At 61.6% G+C, this 20,515-nt stretch carries 18 protein-coding genes; 1 reads left to right on the top strand and 17 read right to left on the bottom strand.

Features of this window, described 5'->3' with window-relative positions:
* Window positions 1-182 precede the first annotated feature (182 nt).
* From brnQ to sdhC, 10 genes are all read right to left on the bottom strand, one after another.
* Window positions 183-1,496 (bottom strand): branched-chain amino acid transport system II carrier protein, encoded by a 1,314-nt coding sequence (gene brnQ / locus ACK1U9_RS24580; RefSeq protein WP_046615102.1) that lies wholly within the window; start codon window positions 1,494-1,496, stop codon window positions 183-185.
* A 401-nt stretch (window positions 1,497-1,897) separates the two neighbouring features.
* Window positions 1,898-2,782, bottom strand: a complete 885-nt coding sequence (gene sucD, locus ACK1U9_RS24575; RefSeq protein ID WP_004376004.1) for a succinate--CoA ligase subunit alpha — start codon at window positions 2,780-2,782, stop codon at window positions 1,898-1,900.
* Window positions 2,782-3,948: an ADP-forming succinate--CoA ligase subunit beta gene (gene sucC, locus ACK1U9_RS24570; RefSeq protein WP_003254205.1), complete on the bottom strand. Its 1,167-nt coding sequence runs from the start codon at window positions 3,946-3,948 to the stop codon at window positions 2,782-2,784. Before sucC ends, sucD begins: the two co-directional genes overlap by 1 nt.
* 172 nt (window positions 3,949-4,120) lie before the next feature.
* Window positions 4,121-5,557, bottom strand: coding sequence for a dihydrolipoyl dehydrogenase (gene lpdA / locus ACK1U9_RS24565; RefSeq protein WP_013973439.1), 1,437 nt, complete (start codon window positions 5,555-5,557; stop codon window positions 4,121-4,123).
* A 93-nt stretch (window positions 5,558-5,650) separates the two neighbouring features.
* A complete protein-coding gene (odhB, locus tag ACK1U9_RS24560) occupies window positions 5,651-6,871 on the bottom strand; it encodes a 2-oxoglutarate dehydrogenase complex dihydrolipoyllysine-residue succinyltransferase (RefSeq protein WP_085601275.1) in 1,221 nt (406 codons plus the stop codon).
* A 42-nt stretch (window positions 6,872-6,913) separates the two neighbouring features.
* Window positions 6,914-9,745 (bottom strand): 2-oxoglutarate dehydrogenase E1 component, encoded by a 2,832-nt coding sequence (locus ACK1U9_RS24555; RefSeq protein ID WP_046615100.1) that lies wholly within the window; start codon window positions 9,743-9,745, stop codon window positions 6,914-6,916.
* Between the two features lie 246 nt (window positions 9,746-9,991).
* On the bottom strand, window positions 9,992-10,696 hold the full coding sequence (locus ACK1U9_RS24550; protein ID WP_011534752.1) for a succinate dehydrogenase iron-sulfur subunit: 705 nt from the start codon (window positions 10,694-10,696) through the stop codon (window positions 9,992-9,994).
* 11 nt (window positions 10,697-10,707) lie between these two features.
* Entirely contained in the window at window positions 10,708-12,480 is a 1,773-nt protein-coding gene (gene sdhA, locus ACK1U9_RS24545; protein WP_046615099.1) for a succinate dehydrogenase flavoprotein subunit, read from the bottom strand.
* 3 nt (window positions 12,481-12,483) lie between these two features.
* Window positions 12,484-12,852, bottom strand: a complete 369-nt coding sequence (sdhD, locus tag ACK1U9_RS24540) for a succinate dehydrogenase, hydrophobic membrane anchor protein (protein ID WP_003254214.1) — start codon at window positions 12,850-12,852, stop codon at window positions 12,484-12,486.
* Entirely contained in the window at window positions 12,846-13,232 is a 387-nt protein-coding gene (sdhC, locus tag ACK1U9_RS24535; RefSeq protein ID WP_012315350.1) for a succinate dehydrogenase, cytochrome b556 subunit, read from the bottom strand. The genes sdhD and sdhC overlap by 7 nt, the downstream gene beginning before the upstream one ends.
* 352 nt (window positions 13,233-13,584) lie before the next feature.
* Here sdhC and gltA point away from each other — a divergent pair, with 352 nt between their 5' ends.
* A complete protein-coding gene (gene gltA / locus ACK1U9_RS24530) occupies window positions 13,585-14,874 on the top strand; it encodes a citrate synthase (RefSeq protein WP_016711651.1) in 1,290 nt (429 codons plus the stop codon).
* A 238-nt stretch (window positions 14,875-15,112) separates the two neighbouring features.
* On the opposite strand, the gene ACK1U9_RS24525 is transcribed toward gltA, so the two are convergent.
* The 7 genes from ACK1U9_RS24525 to ACK1U9_RS24495 all read right to left on the bottom strand — a co-directional run bounded on the left by ACK1U9_RS24525 (window position 15,113) and on the right by ACK1U9_RS24495 (window position 20,419).
* Window positions 15,113-15,718: an START domain-containing protein gene (locus tag ACK1U9_RS24525; protein ID WP_075045846.1), complete on the bottom strand. Its 606-nt coding sequence runs from the start codon at window positions 15,716-15,718 to the stop codon at window positions 15,113-15,115.
* Window positions 15,719-15,751: 33 nt separating this feature from the next.
* Window positions 15,752-16,006 (bottom strand): YkgJ family cysteine cluster protein, encoded by a 255-nt coding sequence (locus ACK1U9_RS24520; protein ID WP_046615097.1) that lies wholly within the window; start codon window positions 16,004-16,006, stop codon window positions 15,752-15,754.
* 130 nt (window positions 16,007-16,136) lie between these two features.
* Window positions 16,137-16,628 (bottom strand): hypothetical protein, encoded by a 492-nt coding sequence (locus ACK1U9_RS24515; protein ID WP_046615096.1) that lies wholly within the window; start codon window positions 16,626-16,628, stop codon window positions 16,137-16,139.
* 63 nt (window positions 16,629-16,691) lie between these two features.
* The gene (locus ACK1U9_RS24510; protein WP_046615095.1) at window positions 16,692-18,131 is read right to left on the bottom strand and encodes an aminotransferase-like domain-containing protein; all 1,440 of its coding nucleotides are present in this window, start codon (window positions 18,129-18,131) and stop codon (window positions 16,692-16,694) included.
* Between the two features lie 294 nt (window positions 18,132-18,425).
* Window positions 18,426-19,238 (bottom strand): OmpA family protein, encoded by an 813-nt coding sequence (locus ACK1U9_RS24505; protein ID WP_046615094.1) that lies wholly within the window; start codon window positions 19,236-19,238, stop codon window positions 18,426-18,428.
* Window positions 19,235-19,588 (bottom strand): DUF4398 domain-containing protein, encoded by a 354-nt coding sequence (locus ACK1U9_RS24500; protein ID WP_046615093.1) that lies wholly within the window; start codon window positions 19,586-19,588, stop codon window positions 19,235-19,237. The genes ACK1U9_RS24505 and ACK1U9_RS24500 overlap by 4 nt, the downstream gene beginning before the upstream one ends.
* A 9-nt stretch (window positions 19,589-19,597) precedes the next feature.
* Entirely contained in the window at window positions 19,598-20,419 is an 822-nt protein-coding gene (locus ACK1U9_RS24495) for a substrate-binding periplasmic protein (protein WP_046615092.1), read from the bottom strand.
* Window positions 20,420-20,515 lie beyond the last annotated feature (96 nt).

Genomic DNA, 20,515 nt, shown 5'->3' with positions numbered 1-20,515 from the left:
TCCCACAGGTCAAGCGCAAACCTCAGAATTGGCGCTGTACCTGTGGGAGCGGGCGTGCTCGCGAAGAGGCCGGTACAGGCAAACAAAAAGCCCCGCATCCTCTCGGATACGGGGCTCTTGAGTTTCCACCCTTGGCGAGCACCCTTCGGCTTGTGGCCGGTGCCGCCCTCAGGCTTCGACTATCAGGCCAGCGCTTCGCGCGGCTTGCCAAGCATGCGGTCGCAGGCCACGGCGCCAACCAGGGTCACTACCGAAGGCACCAGCCAGGCCAGGCCCTGGTCGCCAAGCGGCAGGTGGGCCATGAAGTCCGGCAGCACATGGGCAATGCTGCTGCCCTTGATCGCATCGACCATGCCGAACAGCAGCGACACCAGCATCACTGGCGCCAGGATGCGGGTTGGCGAGTTCCACAGGTCCTTCACGAAGCTGAGCCCTACCACCACGATGCACGGCGGGTAGATCGCCGTGAGTACCGGGATCGAGAACATGATCAGCTTGGTCAGGCCGAGGTTGGAGATCAGCAGCGAGAAGCCCGCCAGGATAACCACCAGTGCGCGGTAGGACAGCGGCAGGATCTGGCTGAAGTATTCGGCGCAGGCGCAGGTCAGGCCAACCGCGGTCACCAGGCAGGCCAGCGCGATCAGCACGGCAAGGAAGCCGCTGCCCAGAGAGCCGAAGGTATGCTGCACATAGGCATGCAGTACCGCCGCGCCGTTGGTGGCGTCAGCCGCGATGTCGTGGCTGGTTGCACCCAGGCGGAACAGGCTGATGTACACCAGGGCCAGGCCGACACCGGCGATCAGGCCAGCGATGATGGCGTAGCGGGTGATCAGCTTCGGCGACTCGACACCGCGCGAGCGGATGGCGTTGACGATGACGATACCGAACACCAGGGCACCCAGGGTGTCCATGGTCAGGTAACCATCGGAGAAGCCCTTGGAGAACGCTGCGGCGGCATAGGCCGGCTGCGCTTCGCCAATGGTGCCGGCAGGCAGCGCGAAGGCGGCGATGCCCAGCACCGCCAGGGCGATGATCTTCAACGGCGCCAGGAAGCGGCCCACAGTATCGAGCAGCTTGCCCGGGTACATGGACACAGCCAGTACCACGAGGAAGTACACCAGGCTGTAGATGAAAAGTGCCAACGGGCTTTCACCGGTCAGCGGCGCAACGCCCACTTCGAACGATACGGTCGCGGTGCGCGGGGTAGCGAACAGCGGGCCGACCGACAGGTAGCACACAGCTGCCAGCAGGCCACCGAAGAACTTGCCGATGGGGCTGCTCAGGGCATCCATGCCGCCGCCGACCTTGGCCAGGGCAACCACGGTGATGACCGGCAGGCCCACAGCGGTAACCAGGAAGCCCAGGGCCGCCATCCATACATGCGGGCCAGACTGCAGGCCGACGATAGGCGGGAAGATGATGTTGCCAGCGCCCACGAAAAGCGCAAACGTCATAAAGCCAAGCGCCAGGATATCCTGGCCTTTAAGAACTTTCATTTAAGGTAGTACCACACTGCTGAAATCGGGATTCGAGAGGGGATTTCCCTTTGGATGAGGGGAAATGCTGCCCGGCTTGATAGGCCAGACCCGTTTAGCGTGTCGTTCCCTTTTGGGGTACGGGCACAGAGTGAACGCGTAATGTAACTGTTTTGTCAGTCAAACGCACTGGCACAGTGCTGCTTGTCCGATGTGCGTACATGTTTGTCGTCTGTGCGACCGAGGACAGCAAGAATTATCCTCGGATTTAAACATTCGTCTGCGTGAAAATTCCTATCAAACCCATCGAAAAATCCATGTTGCCTGTACCCGCGAAGAGGCCGGCACAGGAATACCCAAACCCCGGAAACGACAAAGGCCACCCGAAGGTGGCCTCTGTGCGCGTGGGGGGTGTAGCAGTATTACTTCTTGACTTCCCAGCCAGTCAGCTCGGCCAGAGCCTTGCCGATGTCAGCCAGGGAACGCACGGTTTTCACGCCAGCGTCCTGCAGGGCGGCGAACTTCTCGTCCGCAGTGCCCTTGCCGCCGGAAATGATGGCGCCAGCGTGGCCCATGCGCTTGCCCGCAGGTGCGGTAACACCAGCGATGTAGGAAACGACAGGCTTGGTGACGTTGGCCTTGATGTAGGCCGCAGCTTCTTCTTCAGCCGAACCGCCGATCTCGCCGATCATGACGATCGCTTCGGTCTTCGGGTCTTCCTGGAACAGCTTCAGGATGTCGATGAAGTTGGAGCCCGGGATCGGGTCACCGCCGATGCCGACGCAGGTCGACTGGCCGAAGCCGGCGTCGGTGGTCTGCTTCACAGCTTCGTAGGTCAGGGTGCCGGAACGCGAAACGATACCAACCTTGCCTGGCAGGTGGATGTGACCTGGCATGATGCCGATCTTGCACTCGCCCGGGGTGATGACACCTGGGCAGTTCGGGCCGATCAGGGTCACGCCCAGTTCGTCGCACTTGACCTTGGCATCCAGCATGTCCAGGGTAGGAATGCCTTCGGTGATGCACACGATCAGCTTGATACCGCCGAAGGCTGCTTCCAGGATCGAGTCCTTGCAGAAAGGAGCCGGAACGTAGATGACCGAAGCGTCAGCGCCGGTAGCTTCCACAGCTTCTTTCACAGTGTTGAACACTGGCAGGCCCAGGTGGGTGGTGCCACCCTTGCCTGGGGTTACGCCGCCGACCATCTTGGTGCCGTAGGCGATGGCCTGTTCGGAGTGGAAAGTGCCCTGCGAGCCGGTGAAGCCCTGGCAGATGACTTTGGTGTCTTTATTGATCAGGACGCTCATTACTTGCCCTCCGCAGCTTTGACAACTTGTTGAGCAGCGTCGGTCAGGCTGGTTGCCGCAATGATGTTCAAACCGCTTTCTGCCAGTACTTTAGCGCCCAGTTCGGCGTTGTTGCCTTCAAGGCGAACGACGACCGGAACTTTCACGCCGACTTCTTTCACTGCACCGATGATGCCTTCGGCAATCATGTCGCAGCGAACGATGCCGCCGAAGATGTTGACCAGAACGGCCGCGACATTGCTGTCGGACAGAATGATCTTGAACGCTTCGGTAACGCGCTCTTTGGTAGCACCGCCGCCAACGTCGAGGAAGTTGGCCGGCTTGCCGCCGTGCAGGTTGACGATGTCCATGGTACCCATGGCCAGGCCGGCACCGTTGACCATGCAGCCGATGTTGCCTTCGAGGGCAACGTAGTTCAGTTCGAACTTGGCAGCGTGGGCTTCACGGGCGTCGTCCTGCGACGGGTCGTGGAAGGTTTTCAGCTTAGGCTGACGGTACATGGCGTTGGCGTCGATGTTGATCTTGGCATCGAGGCAGTGCAGGTCGCCGTCGGCCTTGATCACCAGCGGGTTCACTTCCAGCAGGGCCAGGTCGTGATCCTTGAACAGCTTGGCCAGACCAACGAAGATCTTGGCGAACTGTTGAACTTGCTTGCCTTCCAGGCCCAGCTGGAATGCCAGCTCGCGACCCTGGAACGGCTGAGCGCCGACCAGCGGGTCGATGGTGGCCTTGAGGATCTTCTCAGGCGTTTCGTGAGCGACTTTCTCGATGTCCACGCCACCTTCGGTGGAAGCCATGAACACGATACGGCGGCTCGAACGATCGACTACAGCGCCCAGGTACAGCTCTTTGGCGATGTCAGTGCAGGATTCGACCAGAATCTTGGAGACGGGTTGACCGTTGGCATCGGTCTGGTAGGTAACCAGATTCTTGCCCAACCACTGTGCAGCGAACGCCTTGGCGTCTTCTTTGCTGCGAACCAGCTTGACGCCACCCGCCTTACCGCGACCACCCGCGTGAACCTGGGCTTTTACCACCCACTCGTTCCCGCCGATCTTGTCGCAGGCTTCTGCAGCTTGCTCAGGGGTATCGACAGCGAAACCCTTGGAAACTGGCAGGCCGTATTCAGCGAACAGCTGCTTACCCTGATACTCGTGAAGATTCATGCTTTTTACCGTCTTCGTTAGGTACTGCGCTTCGGCGCTGCGCCATCACTGGCGCCGCACCACCTGTGACCGTTGACCCCGGGTTTTCCCGTGTGATCCGGTCCGGCGGACTTTCCGCGGTGAGTCATGCACGCAAGACTCACGACGGGCAGCCCGCCGTGGTTTCTTATAATTAACGCTTCTTACGGTTGGCCACGTGAATGGCGCCGCCATTCACTGCCAGCGCTGCTTCATGCAACGCTTCGGACAGGGTCGGATGGCTGAAGACCATCATGCCCAGATCCTCGGCACTGGTGCCGAATTCCATAGCGATTGCGCCCTGCTGCACCAGTTCGGCAGCCGATGGGCCAATCACGTGTACACCCAGGACGCGGTCGGTCTTGGCATCGGCGATGACCTTGACGAAACCACCGGTGTCGTTGGCGGCCATCGCACGGCCGCTGGCCGCGAACGGGAAGGTGCCCACGTTAACCTCAACGCCTTCGGCCTTCAAGGCCTGTTCGGTCTTGCCGACCCACGCGATTTCCGGGTGGGTGTAGATGACCGAAGGGATCAGGTCGTAGTTCATCTGGGCCTTGTGGCCCTTGATGCGCTCGACCACCATGATGCCCTCTTCCGAGGCCTTGTGGGCCAGCATCATGCCGCGTACCACGTCACCGATGGCGTACACGCCTGGCACGCTGGTAGCGCAGTAGTCGTCGACGAAGATGTAGCCACGCTCGTCGATGGTCACGCCGCTATCGGCAGCCAGCAGGTCGGTGGTCACCGGGCGACGGCCGACCGCGACGATCAGCTTGTCGAAGGTGATCTTCTGCTCGCCGTTGGCGTCGGTGTAGGTCACTTCGACTTCGTTGCCATTGACTTTCGAGCCGGTAACGCGCGCGCCCAGCTTGATGTCCAGGCCTTGCTTGGTCAGGGTCTTCTGGGCTTCTTTCGACACGGCGGTGTCGGCAGCCATCAGGAAGGTGTCCAGGGCTTCCAGGACGGTGACTTCAGCACCCAGGCGAGCCCATACCGAACCCAGCTCCAGGCCGATCACGCCAGCACCGATAACGCCCAGGCGCTTCGGCACGGCCTGGAATTCCAGGGCGCCGGTGGAGTCGACGATGACGTTCTGGTCGACCGGAGCCGGCGGAATGTCGATCGGGCGCGAGCCGGAAGCCAGGATCACGTTCTCGGCTTCGATGACTTCGGTGGTGCCGTCAGCCTTGGTGACTTCGACTTTCTTGCCGGCCAGCAGCTTGCCATGGCCCTGGATCGAAGTGACGCCATTGGCCTTGAACAAGGTGGCAACGCCACCGGTCAGGTTCTTGACGATGCCAGCCTTGCGGCCAACCATCGCGGCGACGTCCATCTTCACTTCGCCAGTGGAGATACCGTGGACGTTGAAGCTCTCTTTGGCTTCCTTGTACTTCCAGGAGCTGTCCAGCAGCGCCTTGGAAGGGATGCAACCTACGTTCAGGCAGGTGCCGCCCAGAGCCAGTTTGCCCTCGGCGTCGGTGTACTTCTCGATACAGGCAGTCTTCAGACCAAGTTGTGCGGCCTTGATGGCAGCCACATAGCCGCCAGGACCTGCACCAATCACCACTACGTCGAATTTCTGGGTCATAAAAGATTCCTTATCAGCTACAAGCTACAAGCCGCGAACCGCGCGGCATGGCTTCCTGCGAAGCCAGGGCCGGCACGGTACGCAGCCAGAGGGTTAGATGTCCAGCAGCAGGCGAGACGGATCTTCCAGCAGGTTCTTGATGGTGACCAGGAAGGTTACCGCTTCCTTGCCGTCGATCAGGCGGTGATCGTACGACAGCGCCAGGTACATCATCGGGCGAATCACTACCTGGCCATTGATGGCCATCGGGCGCTGGATGATGTTGTGCATGCCGAGAATGGCGGCCTGCGGCGGGTTGACGATCGGGGTCGACATCATCGAACCGAAGGTACCACCGTTGGTGATGGTGAAAGTGCCGCCGGTCATCTCTTCGATGGCCAGCTTGCCGTCACGGGCTTTTTTGCCGAAGGTGGCGATGCCGTTCTCGATTTCCGCCAGGCTCATCGACTCGGCGTTACGCAGTACCGGCACCACCAGGCCACGGTCGCTGGACACGGCAACGCCGACGTCGGCGTAGCCGTGGTAGACGATGTCGTTGCCGTCGATCGAGGCGTTGACAGCCGGGAAGCGCTTCAGGGCTTCGGTGGCGGCCTTGACGAAGAACGACATGAAGCCCAGGCGTACGCCGTTGTGGGTCTTCTCGAACAGGTCCTTGTACTTCGAACGCAGGGCCATGACCTCGGTCATGTCGACTTCGTTGAAGGTGGTCAGCATGGCCATGCTCGACTGGGCTTCGACCAGACGCTCGGCGATCTTGGCGCGCAGGCGGGTCATCGGCACACGCTTCTCGGTGCGGTCGCCAGCGGCAACGACAACCGGGGCGGTAGCGGCAGCGGCAGCAGGCTTGGCAGCTGCAGCTGGCGCCGACTTCTTGTTGGCGACGGCAGCGACGACGTCTTCCTTGGTGATGCGACCACCTTTGCCGGTGCCGGCAACGGTAGCCAGGTCGATGCCGTTCTCTTCAGCCAGCTTGCGCGCGGCCGGGGCGGCAACCGGGTCTTCTTCGCCAGCGTCCGCAGCAGCGGCAGCCGGGGCAGCAGCGGCCGGAGCGGCAGCTGGCGCAGCGGCGGCAGCACCGCCTTCAACGATCGAACCCAGCACTTCGTCGGACAGGACGGTGTCGCCCTCGCCCTTGACGATGGCGCCCAGCACGCCGTCGGCGGTGGCCAGCACTTCCAGGACGACCTTGTCGGTCTCGATGTCGACGATCAGCTCGTCACGCTTGACGGCATCGCCCGGCTGCTTGTGCCAGGTGGCAACGGTGCCATCGGCAACCGATTCCGGGAAGGTTGGGGCTTTGATCTCGATAGCCATTATCTGTGTTTCCTTAAATTCGGTTTCAGGTGCGCGAAGGCGTTAGACAGTGAACGCGTCTTGCAGCAGTTTTTCCTGCTGTTCGGCGTGCATCGAGGCGTAACCACAAGCAGGCGCGGCAGACGCGTCGCGACCGGCGTATTCCAGGACCAGTGCCTTGTTGTGGCGGCCCAGGATACGGCGCATGTGGTGCTGACTGCTGTACCAGGCGCCCTGGTTCATCGGCTCTTCCTGACACCAGACCGCATGCTTGAGGTTGGTGTACGGCGCCAGGATTTCCACCAGGTCGTCCTCAGGGAACGGATACAGCTGCTCGATACGCACGATGGCGATGTCTTCGCGGCCTTCGGCACGGCGTTTTTCCAGCAGGTCGTAGTAAACCTTGCCGCCGCACAGGACCAGGCGTTCGACCTTGGCCGGATCGAGGCTGTCGATTTCCGGGATCACGGTCTGGAACGAACCTTCTGCCAGGTCTTCCAGGGTGGAGATGGCCAGCTTGTGGCGCAGCAGCGACTTCGGCGTCAGCACGATCAGAGGCTTGCGCAGCGGACGGATGACCTGGCGACGCAGCAGGTGGTAGATCTGGGCCGGGGTGGTCGGTACGCAAACCTGGATGTTGTGCTCGGCGCACAGCTGCAGGTAACGCTCCAGGCGCGCGGAGGAGTGCTCCGGGCCCTGCCCTTCATAACCGTGTGGCAGCAGCATGGTCAGACCGCACAGGCGGCCCCACTTGTGCTCGCCGCTGGTGATGAACTGGTCGATCACCACTTGCGCACCGTTGGCGAAGTCACCGAACTGGGCTTCCCAGATCACCAGCGCGTTTGGCGTGGTGGTCGAGTAGCCGTATTCGAATGCCAGTACCGCTTCTTCCGACAGGAAGGAGTCGTACAGCTCGAACCTAGGCTGGCCCGGGAACAGGTTCTTCAGTGGTACGTAGGTGCTGGCGTCCTTCTGGTTGTGCAGCACCGCGTGACGGTGCGAGAAGGTGCCACGGCCGATGTCCTGGCCGGTCATGCGGATCGGGTGACCTTCGAACTGCAGAGTGGCGTAAGCCATGGTCTCTGCGTAACCCCAGTTGATCGGCAAGCCACCGGCCTGCATCTTCTGGCGGTCTTCGTAGATCTTGGCGACCTGGCGCTGAACGACGAAGCCTTCCGGCAGTTCCAGCAGCTTGGCCGACAGTTCCTGCAGGGTCTTGAGGTCGAAGCGGGTGTCGTGACGCGCGGTCCAGGCATGGCCCAGATACGGACGCCAGTCGACGAACAGCTCGCGGTTCGGCTCCTTGACCAGGCTCTTCACCACGTGCAGGCCATTGTCCAGCGCGTTGCGGTACTCGTCGATCTTGGCCTGGGCGCGCTCGGCATCGATGCGACCGGCCTGGATCAATGCCTCGGCGTACAGTTCACGCGTGGTGCGCTGCTTGCTGATCTGCTGGTACATCAAAGGCTGAGTGCCGTTCGGCTCGTCGGCCTCGTTGTGGCCGCGACGGCGGTAGCAGACCAGGTCGATGACCACGTCACGCTTGAACTGCATGCGGTAGTCGATGGCCAGCTGGGTCACGAACAGCACGGCTTCCGGGTCGTCGCCGTTCACGTGCAGGATCGGCGCCTGGATCATCTTGGCAACGTCGGTGGCGTACTCGGTGGAGCGCGCGTCCAGCGGGTTGCTGATGGTGAAACCAACCTGGTTGTTGATCACGATGTGCACGGTACCGCCGGTCTTGAAACCGCGGGTCTGCGACATCTGGAAGGTTTCCATGACCACGCCCTGGCCGGCGAATGCTGCGTCGCCGTGGATCGAGATCGGCAGTACCTTGTCGCCAACGGTGTCGTTGCGGCGGTCCTGACGGGCGCGCACCGAACCCTCGACCACTGGCGAGACGATTTCCAGGTGGGACGGGTTGAACGCCATGGCCAGGTGCACTTCGCCACCCGGGGTCATCACGTTCGAGGAGAAGCCCTGGTGATACTTCACGTCACCGGAGCCCAGCTCGTTCATCTTCTTGCCTTCGAACTCGTCGAACAGCTCGCGCGGGTTCTTGCCGAAGGTGTTGACCAGAACGTTCAGGCGGCCACGGTGGGCCATGCCGATCACGACTTCCTTGGTGCCGTAGGAACCGGAACGCTGGATCATCTCGTCCAGCATCGGGATCAGGCTCTCGCCGCCCTCGAGACCGAAACGCTTGGTGCCTGGGTACTTGGTGCCCAGGTACTTCTCAAGGCCTTCACCAGCGGTCACGCGCTCAAGCAGGTGGGCCTGCACGTCAGCGGAAAACTCCGGACGGCCGCGCACGCTTTCCAGGCGTTGCTGGAACCAGCTGCGCTGCTCGGAATCGACGATGTGGGTGAACTCGGCGCCGATGGTGCGACAATATGTCTTCTGGAGCGCCTCGAAGATCTCGCGTAGGCTCGCCTCCTCTTTGCCGATGAACAGGTCGCCGGCACGGAAGGTCGTATCAAGATCGGCATTGGTCAAGCCGTAGTGATTGATCGACAGGTCTACAGGCGCAGGACGCTGCCACAACCCCAACGGGTCGAGCTTGGCAGCCTGATGGCCGCGCATACGATAGGCCTGGATCAGTCGCAGAACTTCAACCTGCTTCTTCTCGTGTTCACTGCTCACGCTCCCGGCGGATACCGGTTGGGCGCGGCGCTGGTTCTTTGCCAGCAGTACGAAATGGTCGCGGATTGTCGAGTGCGATACATCGGTAGCGGTGCTGCCGTCGGCGGGCAACTTCTGGAAGTAGGTGCGCCACTCTTCTGGCACAGCGTTAGGGTCGTGCAGGTAGAGCTCATAAAGCTCTTCCACATATGCAGCGTTACCACCTGAAAGGTGGGCGCTTTCCCACATGCGCTGCATCACGCTTTCTTGCATGCTTGGTCACCCTCGGTTAGGGGACTGATCGGCGAGAGCCACAGCAAACCTGGAAAAGTCCGAATACAGCGACTGAACCACGCCACTTGGATCCTGCTGATTTTCCGGGTACCAGCCCGGAAAGCCCCTGCTGGTCTCATATCTTCATAGGTAATGAACGCGGGCTTTGTGGGCCCTTGTTCGGGTTTTACCTCAGTGCGGGCTCACCACCCGCACCTCGGCTTACTGCAGGTACAACACTTTGTATCAGGTGCCGCTTTGCAGCAGCATGTTACGTACGTGACCGATTGCCTTGGTCGGGTTCAGACCTTTCGGGCAAACGTTGACGCAGTTCATGATCCCGCGGCAGCGGAATACGCTGAACGGGTCATCCAGGGACGCCAGGCGCTCCTGGGTCTTGGTGTCACGGCTGTCGGCCAGGAAGCGATAGGCCTGCAGCAGCGCGGCCGGGCCCAGGAACTTGTCCGGGTTCCACCAGAACGACGGGCAGGAAGTCGAGCAGCAAGCGCACAGGATGCACTCGTACAGGCCGTCCAGCTTGTCGCGATCTTCCGGCGACTGCAGGCGCTCGATGGCCGGTGCCGGAGTGTCGTTCTGCAGGAACGGCTTCACCTTCTCGTACTGCTTGTAGAAGATGCTCATGTCGACGACCAGGTCACGAATGACCGGCAGGCCCGGCAGCGGGCGCAGAATCAGCTTGTTGCCCTTCACCACCGCCGACAGCGGGGTGATACAGGCCAGGCCGTTCTTGCCGTTGATGTTCATGCCATCGGAACCGCAAACGCCTTCACGGCACGAGCGACGATAGGAGAAACCTTCGTCCTGCTCCTTGATCAGTGCCAGCACGTCCAGCACCATCAGATCCTTGCCGCCGGTATCGACCTGGAAGGTCTGCATTTTCGGCGCCGAATCGGTGTCCGGGTTGTAACGATAAACTTCGACTTGCAACATAGCGGCCACCCTTAGTAAGTCCGGACTTTTGGTTCGAAGGCTGGAACAGTCTTCGGCGCAAAGTTGACGCCACGCTTGGCGACGCGCTTCTCACCCGGGTAGTACAGGGTGTGGCACAGCCAGTTTTCGTCGTCACGGTCTTCGTAGTCTTCACGGGCGTGAGCGCCGCGGGACTCTTTACGGGCCTCTGCCGCGATGGCGGTAGCTTCGGCGACTTCCAGCAGGTTCTGCAGCTCCAGCGCCTCGATACGCGCGGTGTTGAAGGCCTGGGACTTGTCGTTGATCTTGACGTTGGCGATACGGTCACGCAGACCGGCCAGTTGCTCGATACCCTTCTGCATGTATTCGCCAGTGCGGAATACACCGAAGTAGTTCTGCATGCAGCTCTGCAGCTCGCGCTTCAGGCTGGCAACGTCTTCACCAGTGGTGCGCTCGTTCAGCTTGTTCAGGCGGTTCAGGGCAACATCGACGTCGGTGTCGCTGGCGTCGCGGTATTCCACGCCTTCGGTCAGCGCCTTCTCCAGGTGCAGACCGGCAGCACGGCCGAACACCACCAGGTCCAGCAGCGAGTTGCCGCCCAGGCGGTTGGCACCGTGTACCGATACGCATGCCACTTCACCTACGGCAAACAGGCCAGGGATGATCTGGTCGTTGCCTTCGGCGTCCATGGTGATGGCCTGGCCATGAATGTTGGTGGCAACACCGCCCATCATGTAGTGGCAGGTCGGGATGACCGGTACCGGTGCGACCACAGGGTCGACGTGGGCGAAGGTCTTGGACAGTTCACAGATACCTGGCAGGCGGCTGTGCAGCACTTCCTCGCCCAGGTGGTCCAGCTTCAGCAGCACGTGGTCCTTGTTCGGGCCCACGCCGTTGCCGGCGATGATTTCCTTGACCATGGAACGGGCGACCACGTCGCGGCCGGCCAGGTCTTTCGCGTTCGGCGCGTAACGCTCCATGAAGCGCTCGCCGTGGGCGTTGATCAGGTAGCCACCCTCACCGCGGCAACCTTCGGTGACCAGTACACCGGCGCCGGCGATGCCGGTCGGGTGGAACTGCCACATTTCGATGTCCTGCACCGGCACGCCGGCACGCAGGGCCATGCCCACGCCGTCACCGGTGTTGATCAGGGCGTTGGTGGTGGAGGCGTAGATACGGCCGGCACCGCCAGTGGCCAGCACGGTGGCCTTGGACTTGATGTACAGGGTTTCGCCGGTTTCGATGCAGATCGCGATCACGCCAACGAATGCGCCGTCCTGGTTCTTCACCAGGTCAACTGCGTAGTACTCGTTGAGGAAGGTGGTGCCGGCTTTCAGGTTGCCCTGATACAGGGTGTGCAGCAGCGCGTGACCGGTACGGTCGGAAGCGGCGCAGGTACGGGCAGCCTGGCCACCCTTGCCGAAGTCCTTGGACTGGCCACCGAACGGACGCTGGTAGATACGACCGGTTTCGGTACGCGAGAACGGCAGGCCCATGTGGTCCAGTTCGAAGACCGCAGCCGGGCCTTCCTGACACATGTATTCGATAGCGTCCTGGTCACCGATGTAGTCGGAGCCCTTGACGGTATCGTACATGTGCCAGCGCCAGTCGTCGTTCGGGTCGGCCGAAGCGATGGCGCAGGTGATGCCGCCCTGGGCGGATACAGTGTGCGAGCGGGTCGGGAAGACCTTGGTGACCACGGCAGTCTTGTGGCCGCCTTGAGCCAGCTGCAGCGCTGCGCGCATGCCGGCACCGCCGCCACCGATGATGATGGCGTCGAAGGAAATGGTTGGAATGCTAGCCATGGATCAGATACCCCAGAGAATCTGCACACCCCAGACGAAGTAAGCGAACATCGCAACGCCGCATACCGCCTGGAACAGGAAACGAATCGCAGTTGCCGACTTGCCGAACGACATTGGCGTCAGGTAGTCGGTCGCAATGGTCCACATGCCGACCCAGGCGTGAGCGCCCAGGGCAACGAGGGCCAGCAGACTGAAGATCCGCATCGCGTTGTTGGAGAACAGACCATGCCACTGGGTGTAGTCGATGCCTGGGTGGGCGACCACGTAGCCGATCAGGAAGAGGAAGTAAGCCGCGAGAACGACCGCAGAAACGCGCTGCGCCATCCAGTCATAGAGGCCCGAACGCGACAGGTTCGTGACATTGGTTACCATACCCAAACTCCCACCAGAACGATCAGCACCACGGAGATGACGATCACGATTTTCGAGCCCAGCTTGCCGCCTTCCAGCGTCTCACCGATGCCCATGTCCATGATCAGGTGACGTACACCTGCCACGAGGTGATAAAGCAGGGCGGATAGCAGGCCCCAGGTCACGAATTTGGCCAGCGGGCTGGTCAGACACGCCTTCACCTCACCAAAGCCTTCCTCGGAACCCAGCGACTTGCCCAGTGCATAAAGCATGATGGCAAGGCCGAGGAACAGGATGACGCCGGAGATACGATGCAGGATGGACGTGTACGCAGTGACGGGGAGCTTGATGGTCCTTAGGTCTAGGTTTACAGGTCGTTGGCTTTTCACGGCTTTTTTCACACTGAAGAGCCCCTAGCGAATCAGGGCAAAGTTGTTGGTAAGTGTACTGGTCAGGTACCCACCACCCAGGGAACGGCGACCCCCAGCAGTTCGGGCTTGCAAGCCCCTGGCGGTCGGGTTGCGAGTATAGACAGTTAGGCTGCTTATGACAACGTGACGGGGTAGCCCAAATAGCGCATTGCCTTTAACGCACAAAAGGCGTAAATGGGCGAGAATTTCGCGAAAAATCAGGCCTCAATGCCTGTTTCAACAAGCCTTTAGGCAAATTGACATCTGAATTTATCCCTCTATAGTGGTGCGGGCCCTGCGTGGGGGGTCTGTCTGATGATTTCAAGCATTAATAGGAGGCCACATGGCTGACAAAAAAGCGCAGTTGGTCATCGAGGGCGCTGCCCCCGTCGAGCTGCCCATTTTAACCGGCACCGTTGGTCCTGATGTAATCGACGTCCGCGGGTTGGGGGCCACTGGTCACTTCACCTTCGACCCTGGTTTCATGGCGACTGCCTCGTGCGAGTCGAAGATCACCTACATTGACGGCGACAAAGGTATCCTGCTGCACCGCGGCTACCCGATCGAGCAGCTCGCCGAACAGTCCGACTACCTCGAAACATGCTACCTGCTGCTCAACGGCGAACTGCCGAACGCCGAGCAGAAGGCCCAGTTCGTCAGCACCGTGAAGAACCACACCATGGTTCACGAGCAGCTGAAGTCCTTCTTCAACGGCTTCCGCCGCGATGCCCACCCGATGGCGGTGATGTGCGGCGTGGTCGGCGCCCTGTCGGCGTTCTATCACGACTCCCTGGACATCAATAACCCGCAACACCGCGAAATTTCCGCGGTGCGCCTGGTCGCCAAGATGCCGACCCTGGCCGCGATGGTTTACAAGTACTCCATGGGCCAGCCGATGATGTACCCGCGCAACGACCTGTCGTACGCGGAAAACTTCCTGCACATGATGTTCAACACCCCGTGCGAGATCAAACCGATCAGCCCGGTGCTGGCCAAGGCGATGGACCGGATCTTCATCCTCCACGCCGACCACGAGCAGAACGCCTCCACTTCCACCGTTCGCCTGGCCGGCTCGTCGGGTGCCAACCCGTTCGCCTGTATCGCCGCCGGTATCGCCGCACTGTGGGGCCCGGCCCACGGCGGTGCGAACGAAGCAGTACTGACCATGCTCGATGAAATCGGCGACGTTTCAAACATCGACAAGTTCATCGCCAAGGCCAAGGACAAGAACGACCCGTTCAAGCTCATGGGCTTCGGTCACCGCGTGTACAAGAACCGCGACCCGCGCGCCACCGTGATGAAGCAGACCTGCGACGAAGTACTGCGCGAGCTGGGCATCAAGAACGACCCACAGCTGGAACTGGCCATGCGCCTGGAAGAGATCGCCCTGACCGATCCGTACTTCATCGAGCGCTCGCTGTACCCGAACGTCGACTTCTACTCGGGGATCATCCTCAAGGCGATCGGCATTCCAACCAGCATGTTCACCGTGATCTTCGCCCTGGCACGTACCGTGGGCTGGATCTCGCACTGGAAAGAAATGCTCTCCAGCCCGTACAAGATCGGCCGCCCACGCCAGCTGTACACCGGCGAGCAGAAGCGCGACATCGTTGCGCTGCAGGACCGCAAGTAAGCTTCCATAGCCGAACGCAAAAAGGCTGCCCTCGGGCAGCCTTTTTTATTTCTGCTCGACGCAATGCGGTTTTGTGGGAGCGGCCTTGTGTCGCGAAAGGGGCGCGGAGCGGCCCCGGGGATCTTAGGCTTACCGCAAAATTGCCGGGGCTGCTGCGCAGCCCTTTCGCGACGCAAGGCCGCTCCCACAAGAAGCAGCCCCCACCAGGGCCGCCACCTCACAAAGCCGACACAATGCCTCAGTTTTTCTCAGCCCGCTCCCGCAACCCTTTCAGGGTATTGAACGGTGCATCCACCACGAACTTGTTGGCCACCATCGCCGGCACGCTACCACCCGGCTCGGTGTGCACCTGATAGGTCACTTCCGTGCTGTCACCCTTGGGCACCAGCTTCCAGAAGCCTTCGACCTTCGCCACCCGCACAAAGCCCTTCTCTTCCGGGACGTAGGTCGGCTCTTCCTTCAGGTTGCGCACCAGGCTGCCATCAGCCCCCTTGACCGTGGTCACATGCAATACCGAGTCCCGCGGCGTCACCGGCCATGGCGTGTTGAACTGGGTGTAGGTCCAGCTCTGGTCACCCTCATGCTTGAGCAGCTTCTGCGACTTGCATTCGTGAATCCATGCACAAGCCCCGACCACGTCCTCCTGCAACGCCTGCACCTTGGCCAGCGGCGCCTTGATCACGGTGACGCCTTGATAGGCCTTGTACTTGGAACCGGCCACTTCACTGAGGGAAACCTTGATCCCCTCCTCGTCCTTGGCCACCTGCCAGTTTTCGGCCCAGGCCGCAGGCGACAGCAGAACACCCATGCCACACAGCAGAGCAATACGCTTGAACGATCTCATCATGTTTATCCTTGTTGTCGAAGATCCAGCCTGTCACGCCGCCGTCATCTGCTCCCACCAACCAAGAATCCTGATGGCCTCGTCACGGTCATTGCCGCACACCTCGACATCCGCCTTGAAACCGCCACACACTGCCGGCCGCTCGGGTTTACCGAACAGGTCGCAGAGGTTGTCGACAGTCAGGTGCAGGCAACGCTCGCCAGCCGGCTTGCCATTGGGCATGCGCGGCATCGCAGAGGTGATGGACGGGGCGATGCAGCAGGCACCACAACCCTCACGGCAATTCATGGCTATTCACCAAAATCAGGACTCCCTGGAACAAAACGGGACGAACGTCCCTGGATAGTAACCGCTCAAACAGGCGTTTGAAATTGCTGGCATGATGAAATCTGCCGTGACCCGGCAGTCAGTTCACCTGCTACTGGCGGTACTCGAAATCGATGGCCGCCCCTTCCACGTCGCGACGGCTGTCGTTACGCAGCTGCAGCTGCATTTCGTTGCTGATCAACCGGCCATTGAGCTGGAACGGGCTGTCGCTAGCCTCCGGCTTTTCAGTGAACATGGGTGGCAGCAAAGGTTTGCGTCGCTGTATCGGCGAGGGGCTGCCCACATTCGGCTCAAGGTTATCGACCATATCGGCCGGCAGGCTGAGGTCGAGCCTTGCCTTGGGTAGCGGCCGGGCAACCTCCTTGCTCACCGGCTTGCGTGCGGGCCTGGCGTTTCTCTTAACGGCTTTTTTTGCCGCCTGTTTGTGCGCAGGCCTGGCTGCAGCCTTCTGCACCGGCTTGGCTTTCTGCACCGGTTTGGCCGCCTGCGCCTGGCCTGCCGGTTGCGCAGCCTGGGCGACACCGGCCAGGCTGCAGAGCGATACAAGGCACAAGATCAAGGCAAAACGGCGCAAAGCATTCATGGCAAATGGACAGACTGGCAGGAAAAGTACCTATGCTCCCTGTTCCACGGGCGCGTGGCAAGCCTACAGAAGCGCCGCTGGCTCTCGACACAATTGCTGGGCCAGCAACCCGAGAGTGATCACCGCGCGCTCCGCTTCCTTGTTCCAGGGTATACCGCAATTGAGGCGTATGCAGTGGTTGAACTGCTCGGTGTTACTGAAGATCAGCCCCGGCGCAATACTTATGCCCTGCTCCAGCGCGCGGACATGCAGCTCCTGGGTATTGACCCGCCCCGGCAGGCTCACCCACAGGATGAAACCGCCCGTCGGCCGGGTCATCTGGGTACCCTCGGGGAAGTGCTGCTGCACCGCCAGCTGGTAGGCACTGAGGTTCTTGCGGTACTCCTGGCGGATGTAACGCAGGTGCCGGTCGTAGCCGCCATTCTCCAGGTAGGCTGCCACACCCATTTGCGTCACGCTGCAGGCCGAGTGAGTGGTGAAGGTTTGCAGGCGCTGGATTTCGTCCTGATAGCGCCCGGCGATCATCCAGCCAACGCGCACGCCGGGGGACAGGGTTTTGGAAAAGCTCGAACAATAGATCACCCGGTCCAGCCGGTCGAATGCCTTTAGCGCCTTGGTCTTGCCCTGCTCGAACATCAGCTCGCCATAGATGTCATCCTCGACGATCTGGATATCGAAATCCGACGCCAGGCGCAGCAACTGCTTCTGCCGCTCTTCCGGGACAGTGCCACCCAGCGGGTTGCTGAGGCGAGCGGTCAGGACCAGGGCCTTGATCGACCACTGGTTGGCCGCCAATTGCAGCGCCTCGAGGCTGATGCCGGTGGACGGGTCGCTGGGAATCTCGATCACCTTCAGGCCCAGCAGGTCGGCCAGTTGCAGCAACCCATAATAGGTGGGCGATTCGGCGGCGATCAGGTCGCCGGGGCGAGTCAGCACGCGCAGCGACATCTGCAGCGCGTCGACACAGCCATGGGTCACGATCACTTCACGCGGGTCGACCAGAACACCGGCATCACGCATGCGGATGGCGATCTGCCGGCGCAGCGGCTCGAAACCGGGGCTGAACATGTAGCTGAAGGCACGCGGGCTGTGGAAGCGCGTGACCTTCGCAATCTGCTGGTGCAATGCACGGACCGGCAGGTAGTCGACATGCGGCACAGCAGCGCCGAACGGGAACACGCCATCACGGCGAGCCTCGGTCAGTACCTGCTGGATGATACTGGCGCGGGTGACCAGCCCGGGGCGCTCCACCCGGGCGATGTCCGGGGTCTGCGCGGTCAGGGCCGGGGTCTGGTGCACATAGTAGCCGGACTGTGGCCGCGCACGGATCAGCCCCTGGTCCTCGAGATTGGCATAGGCCTGCAGCACCGTGGCGTGGCTGACATTGAGCTGGGCACTCATCTTGCGCACGGAGGGCACCCGCTCGCCTGGCTGGTAGACACCACGACGGATGTCATCGGCCAGTTGCTGGGCGATACGCTGGTACAACAGCAGGTTGGTCATGGCTGGCTCTCGACGCGCGGACGGGCTCGTTGTTCTTGTGTGGCTCACTGACGGTAGAGGATACCGTAACAGTTGCAAAGTGTACTGGGACAGATCGCAGGATAGTCAACAATACAGTTGCGTGACAGCCATAGAAACGATCAAGCCCGGGTAGCCCGACGAAAAGCGGGGCCGCTTTGCGGCCCATCGCAGGCAAGCCAGCTCCCACAGGTGATGCACAGGGCTTGAGGTCAATGCGTCAAGGTGGGGGCTGGCTTGCCGCGATGGGCTGCGAAGCAGCCCCTTTCACATGATTCAGCGTGCTGGCGCCAGCTTGCCCTTGTCATCGGAGAACACGATTTCGACGCGGCGGTTCTGCGCCCTGCCCCGCTCCGAGGCGTTGGCCTCGATCGGGTACTGGTCGCCATAACCCTCGACCTGCAGGCGCTTCTCGTCGATGCCCAGGTCTACCAGCATGTCGGCTACGGCCTGCGCGCGATCACGAGACAGCTTCAGGTTGTCCTCGGCCGGGCCTGTGCTGTCGGTATAGCCTTCGATCCGCACCACCCGGCGCGGGTTGAGCTGGAGGAACTGCACCAGCTTGAGCACGGTACGGCTCGCCGAGTTCTTCAGGTCGGCGCGACCGGTGTCGAACAGCACGTCACCCAAGGTCATCACCAGACCACGGTCGGCCTGCTCCGAGGCCAGCGCGGCGATCTGCGACTCGACCCACTTGCCCTGCTGCTGAACACTGGCCAGCTTGGCCTCGCGCAATGCCAGCTGCAGGCGCTGGCGCTCCAGGTCGAGCTTGGCCTGGCGCTCCTGATTCAGCGCCAGCTTGGCATGCTCGCTGGCAATTTCGCTGTAACGCTGGCTCAGGTATGCGTAATGGCGAACGTCGGCACCCGTGCCGATGTAGCTGGACAGGCGCTCGGCGCGGGCCAGCGACTCACCTGCGCGAATCACGTCACGCGGTGCGCTGCGCAACACATTGGAATCATCCTTGACCTTCTGGAAGGCTGCGGTGGCTTCATCCAGCGCTGCGCTGCTGCGCTGGCTGGCGCAACCTTGCAGACCTGCCGCCAGCGCCAGCACTGCCAGCGCGGCCAACGGCATGCGACGGATCATGGCTGCACCTCCAGCTGCTTGCGCAGGCGCTTGACCCGCGACTGCAGCAGCTGCAATTGCTCTTCGCTCTTCTGGTTCAGCACCTGGGCCTCGGCCAGGCGCGCATCCAGCTCGGCCTGCTCGGCACGCATACGAGCATCGCGGTAGTCTTCAGTGAGCATGTTGGTCTTGGCCCGGGCCAGCTTGTCTTCAGCCAGCTTGAGCGCATCGACCTGCTCGGTGGCACCGACGGCCCTGGCCTGCTCCAGTGCCTGTTCGGAAATGCGCATCTGCTCGTTAGGGGCCGGATCGTTGGCGCAGCCAGCCAGGCCGAGCACGGCCAGGGCAAGGATTAGTGGTTGGGTTCTCACGCAATCTTCCTAGTGTTTGGGGGCGTCCGTCGGCACCTGCAGCTGCGCTTTCCAGCGCTCGACATTACGTTGCAGCACGGCCTCGGACGCACCGGAGATCGGCAATTCTGTCAGTTTTTTCGCCAATTGCCCACGCAACCAGCTGTCATTGCAGGCCGAATTGTGCGACACGGCCAGGTACAGGCCCGGCCGATCCACCGGCAGGCCTCGGGCGATCAGGTCATTGCTCATGCCCAGGCTCTGCGCCATGGCCATGCCCGAATAGCGGCCAGCGAGCACATAATCCACCTGGCCGAGCACCAGCTTCTGGAACGCCTGGGTCAGGTTCTGTGCCGGCACCAGTTTCAGCTGTGCCTTGGCGAAGGCGGTAAAGGCCGGGGTCAGCCGCGCGCGCTCGGACAAACTGCCCTGGTACTGGGCCAGGTCAGCCGGGCCCTCGAAGGCCAGTGTCGCGTCGTGGCGCGTCCACACCAGGTATTCATTGAGCTGCAGGGGTGGGTGGATGTAGTCCAGAGCGGTCAGTTGCTCCACCTGCATGGGGGTATCGAGCAGCAGGTCCATCCGCCCGCTACGTACTTCTTCCAGCGCCTGGTCACGACGGCCGGCGCTCAGCACCTCCACCTTCACACCCAGCTCGCCAGCCACCTGGCGAAGCAGGTCGACATTGGCGCCGATCAGGTGTTTCGGGTCGTTCGGATCCTGCCACGAATAGGGCGGCGCATCAGGGCTACCGGTCGCCACCAGGCGTTCGCACTTGCCTGCCGCCAAGGCCAGCGGCGAAACCAGCACCGCCATGCATGCCAGCACCCTGCCTGCTTTGCGCAGCACCATTACTCACTCCTTGTATTGCTTTGCCCGGCCCAATCGCCGGCAAGCCAGCTCCCACAGGTACAGCACCGCCCTTGAGAACTGCGCTGTACCTGTGGG

It is taken from the genome of Pseudomonas sp. XP1, from assembly GCF_053557675.1.
This window is presented reverse-complemented; position numbering and strand designations above follow the sequence as displayed.

Excerpts from the sequence above, each read along its gene's own strand:
- sucC (WP_003254205.1), bottom strand. The coding sequence starts at position 3,948 with ATGAATCTTCACGAGTATCAGGGTAAGCAGCTGTTCGCTGAATACGGC.
- ACK1U9_RS24515 (WP_046615096.1), bottom strand. The coding sequence starts at position 16,628 with ATGAATGCTTTGCGCCGTTTTGCCTTGATCTTGTGCCTTGTATCGCTC.
- ACK1U9_RS24510 (WP_046615095.1), bottom strand. The coding sequence starts at position 18,131 with ATGACCAACCTGCTGTTGTACCAGCGTATCGCCCAGCAACTGGCCGAT.
- ACK1U9_RS24505 (WP_046615094.1), bottom strand. The coding sequence starts at position 19,238 with ATGATCCGTCGCATGCCGTTGGCCGCGCTGGCAGTGCTGGCGCTGGCG.
- ACK1U9_RS24520 (WP_046615097.1), bottom strand. The coding sequence starts at position 16,006 with ATGAATTGCCGTGAGGGTTGTGGTGCCTGCTGCATCGCCCCGTCCATC.
- sdhA (WP_046615099.1), bottom strand. The coding sequence starts at position 12,480 with ATGGCTAGCATTCCAACCATTTCCTTCGACGCCATCATCATCGGTGGC.
- brnQ (WP_046615102.1), bottom strand. The coding sequence starts at position 1,496 with ATGAAAGTTCTTAAAGGCCAGGATATCCTGGCGCTTGGCTTTATGACG.
- gltA (WP_016711651.1), top strand. The coding sequence starts at position 13,585 with ATGGCTGACAAAAAAGCGCAGTTGGTCATCGAGGGCGCTGCCCCCGTC.
- ACK1U9_RS24495 (WP_046615092.1), bottom strand. The coding sequence starts at position 20,419 with ATGGTGCTGCGCAAAGCAGGCAGGGTGCTGGCATGCATGGCGGTGCTG.
- ACK1U9_RS24555 (WP_046615100.1), bottom strand. The coding sequence starts at position 9,745 with ATGCAAGAAAGCGTGATGCAGCGCATGTGGGAAAGCGCCCACCTTTCA.
- ACK1U9_RS24550 (WP_011534752.1), bottom strand. The coding sequence starts at position 10,696 with ATGTTGCAAGTCGAAGTTTATCGTTACAACCCGGACACCGATTCGGCG.
- ACK1U9_RS24525 (WP_075045846.1), bottom strand. The coding sequence starts at position 15,718 with ATGAGATCGTTCAAGCGTATTGCTCTGCTGTGTGGCATGGGTGTTCTG.
- odhB (WP_085601275.1), bottom strand. The coding sequence starts at position 6,871 with ATGGCTATCGAGATCAAAGCCCCAACCTTCCCGGAATCGGTTGCCGAT.
- sdhD (WP_003254214.1), bottom strand. The coding sequence starts at position 12,852 with ATGGTAACCAATGTCACGAACCTGTCGCGTTCGGGCCTCTATGACTGG.
- lpdA (WP_013973439.1), bottom strand. The coding sequence starts at position 5,557 with ATGACCCAGAAATTCGACGTAGTGGTGATTGGTGCAGGTCCTGGCGGC.
- sucD (WP_004376004.1), bottom strand. The coding sequence starts at position 2,782 with ATGAGCGTCCTGATCAATAAAGACACCAAAGTCATCTGCCAGGGCTTC.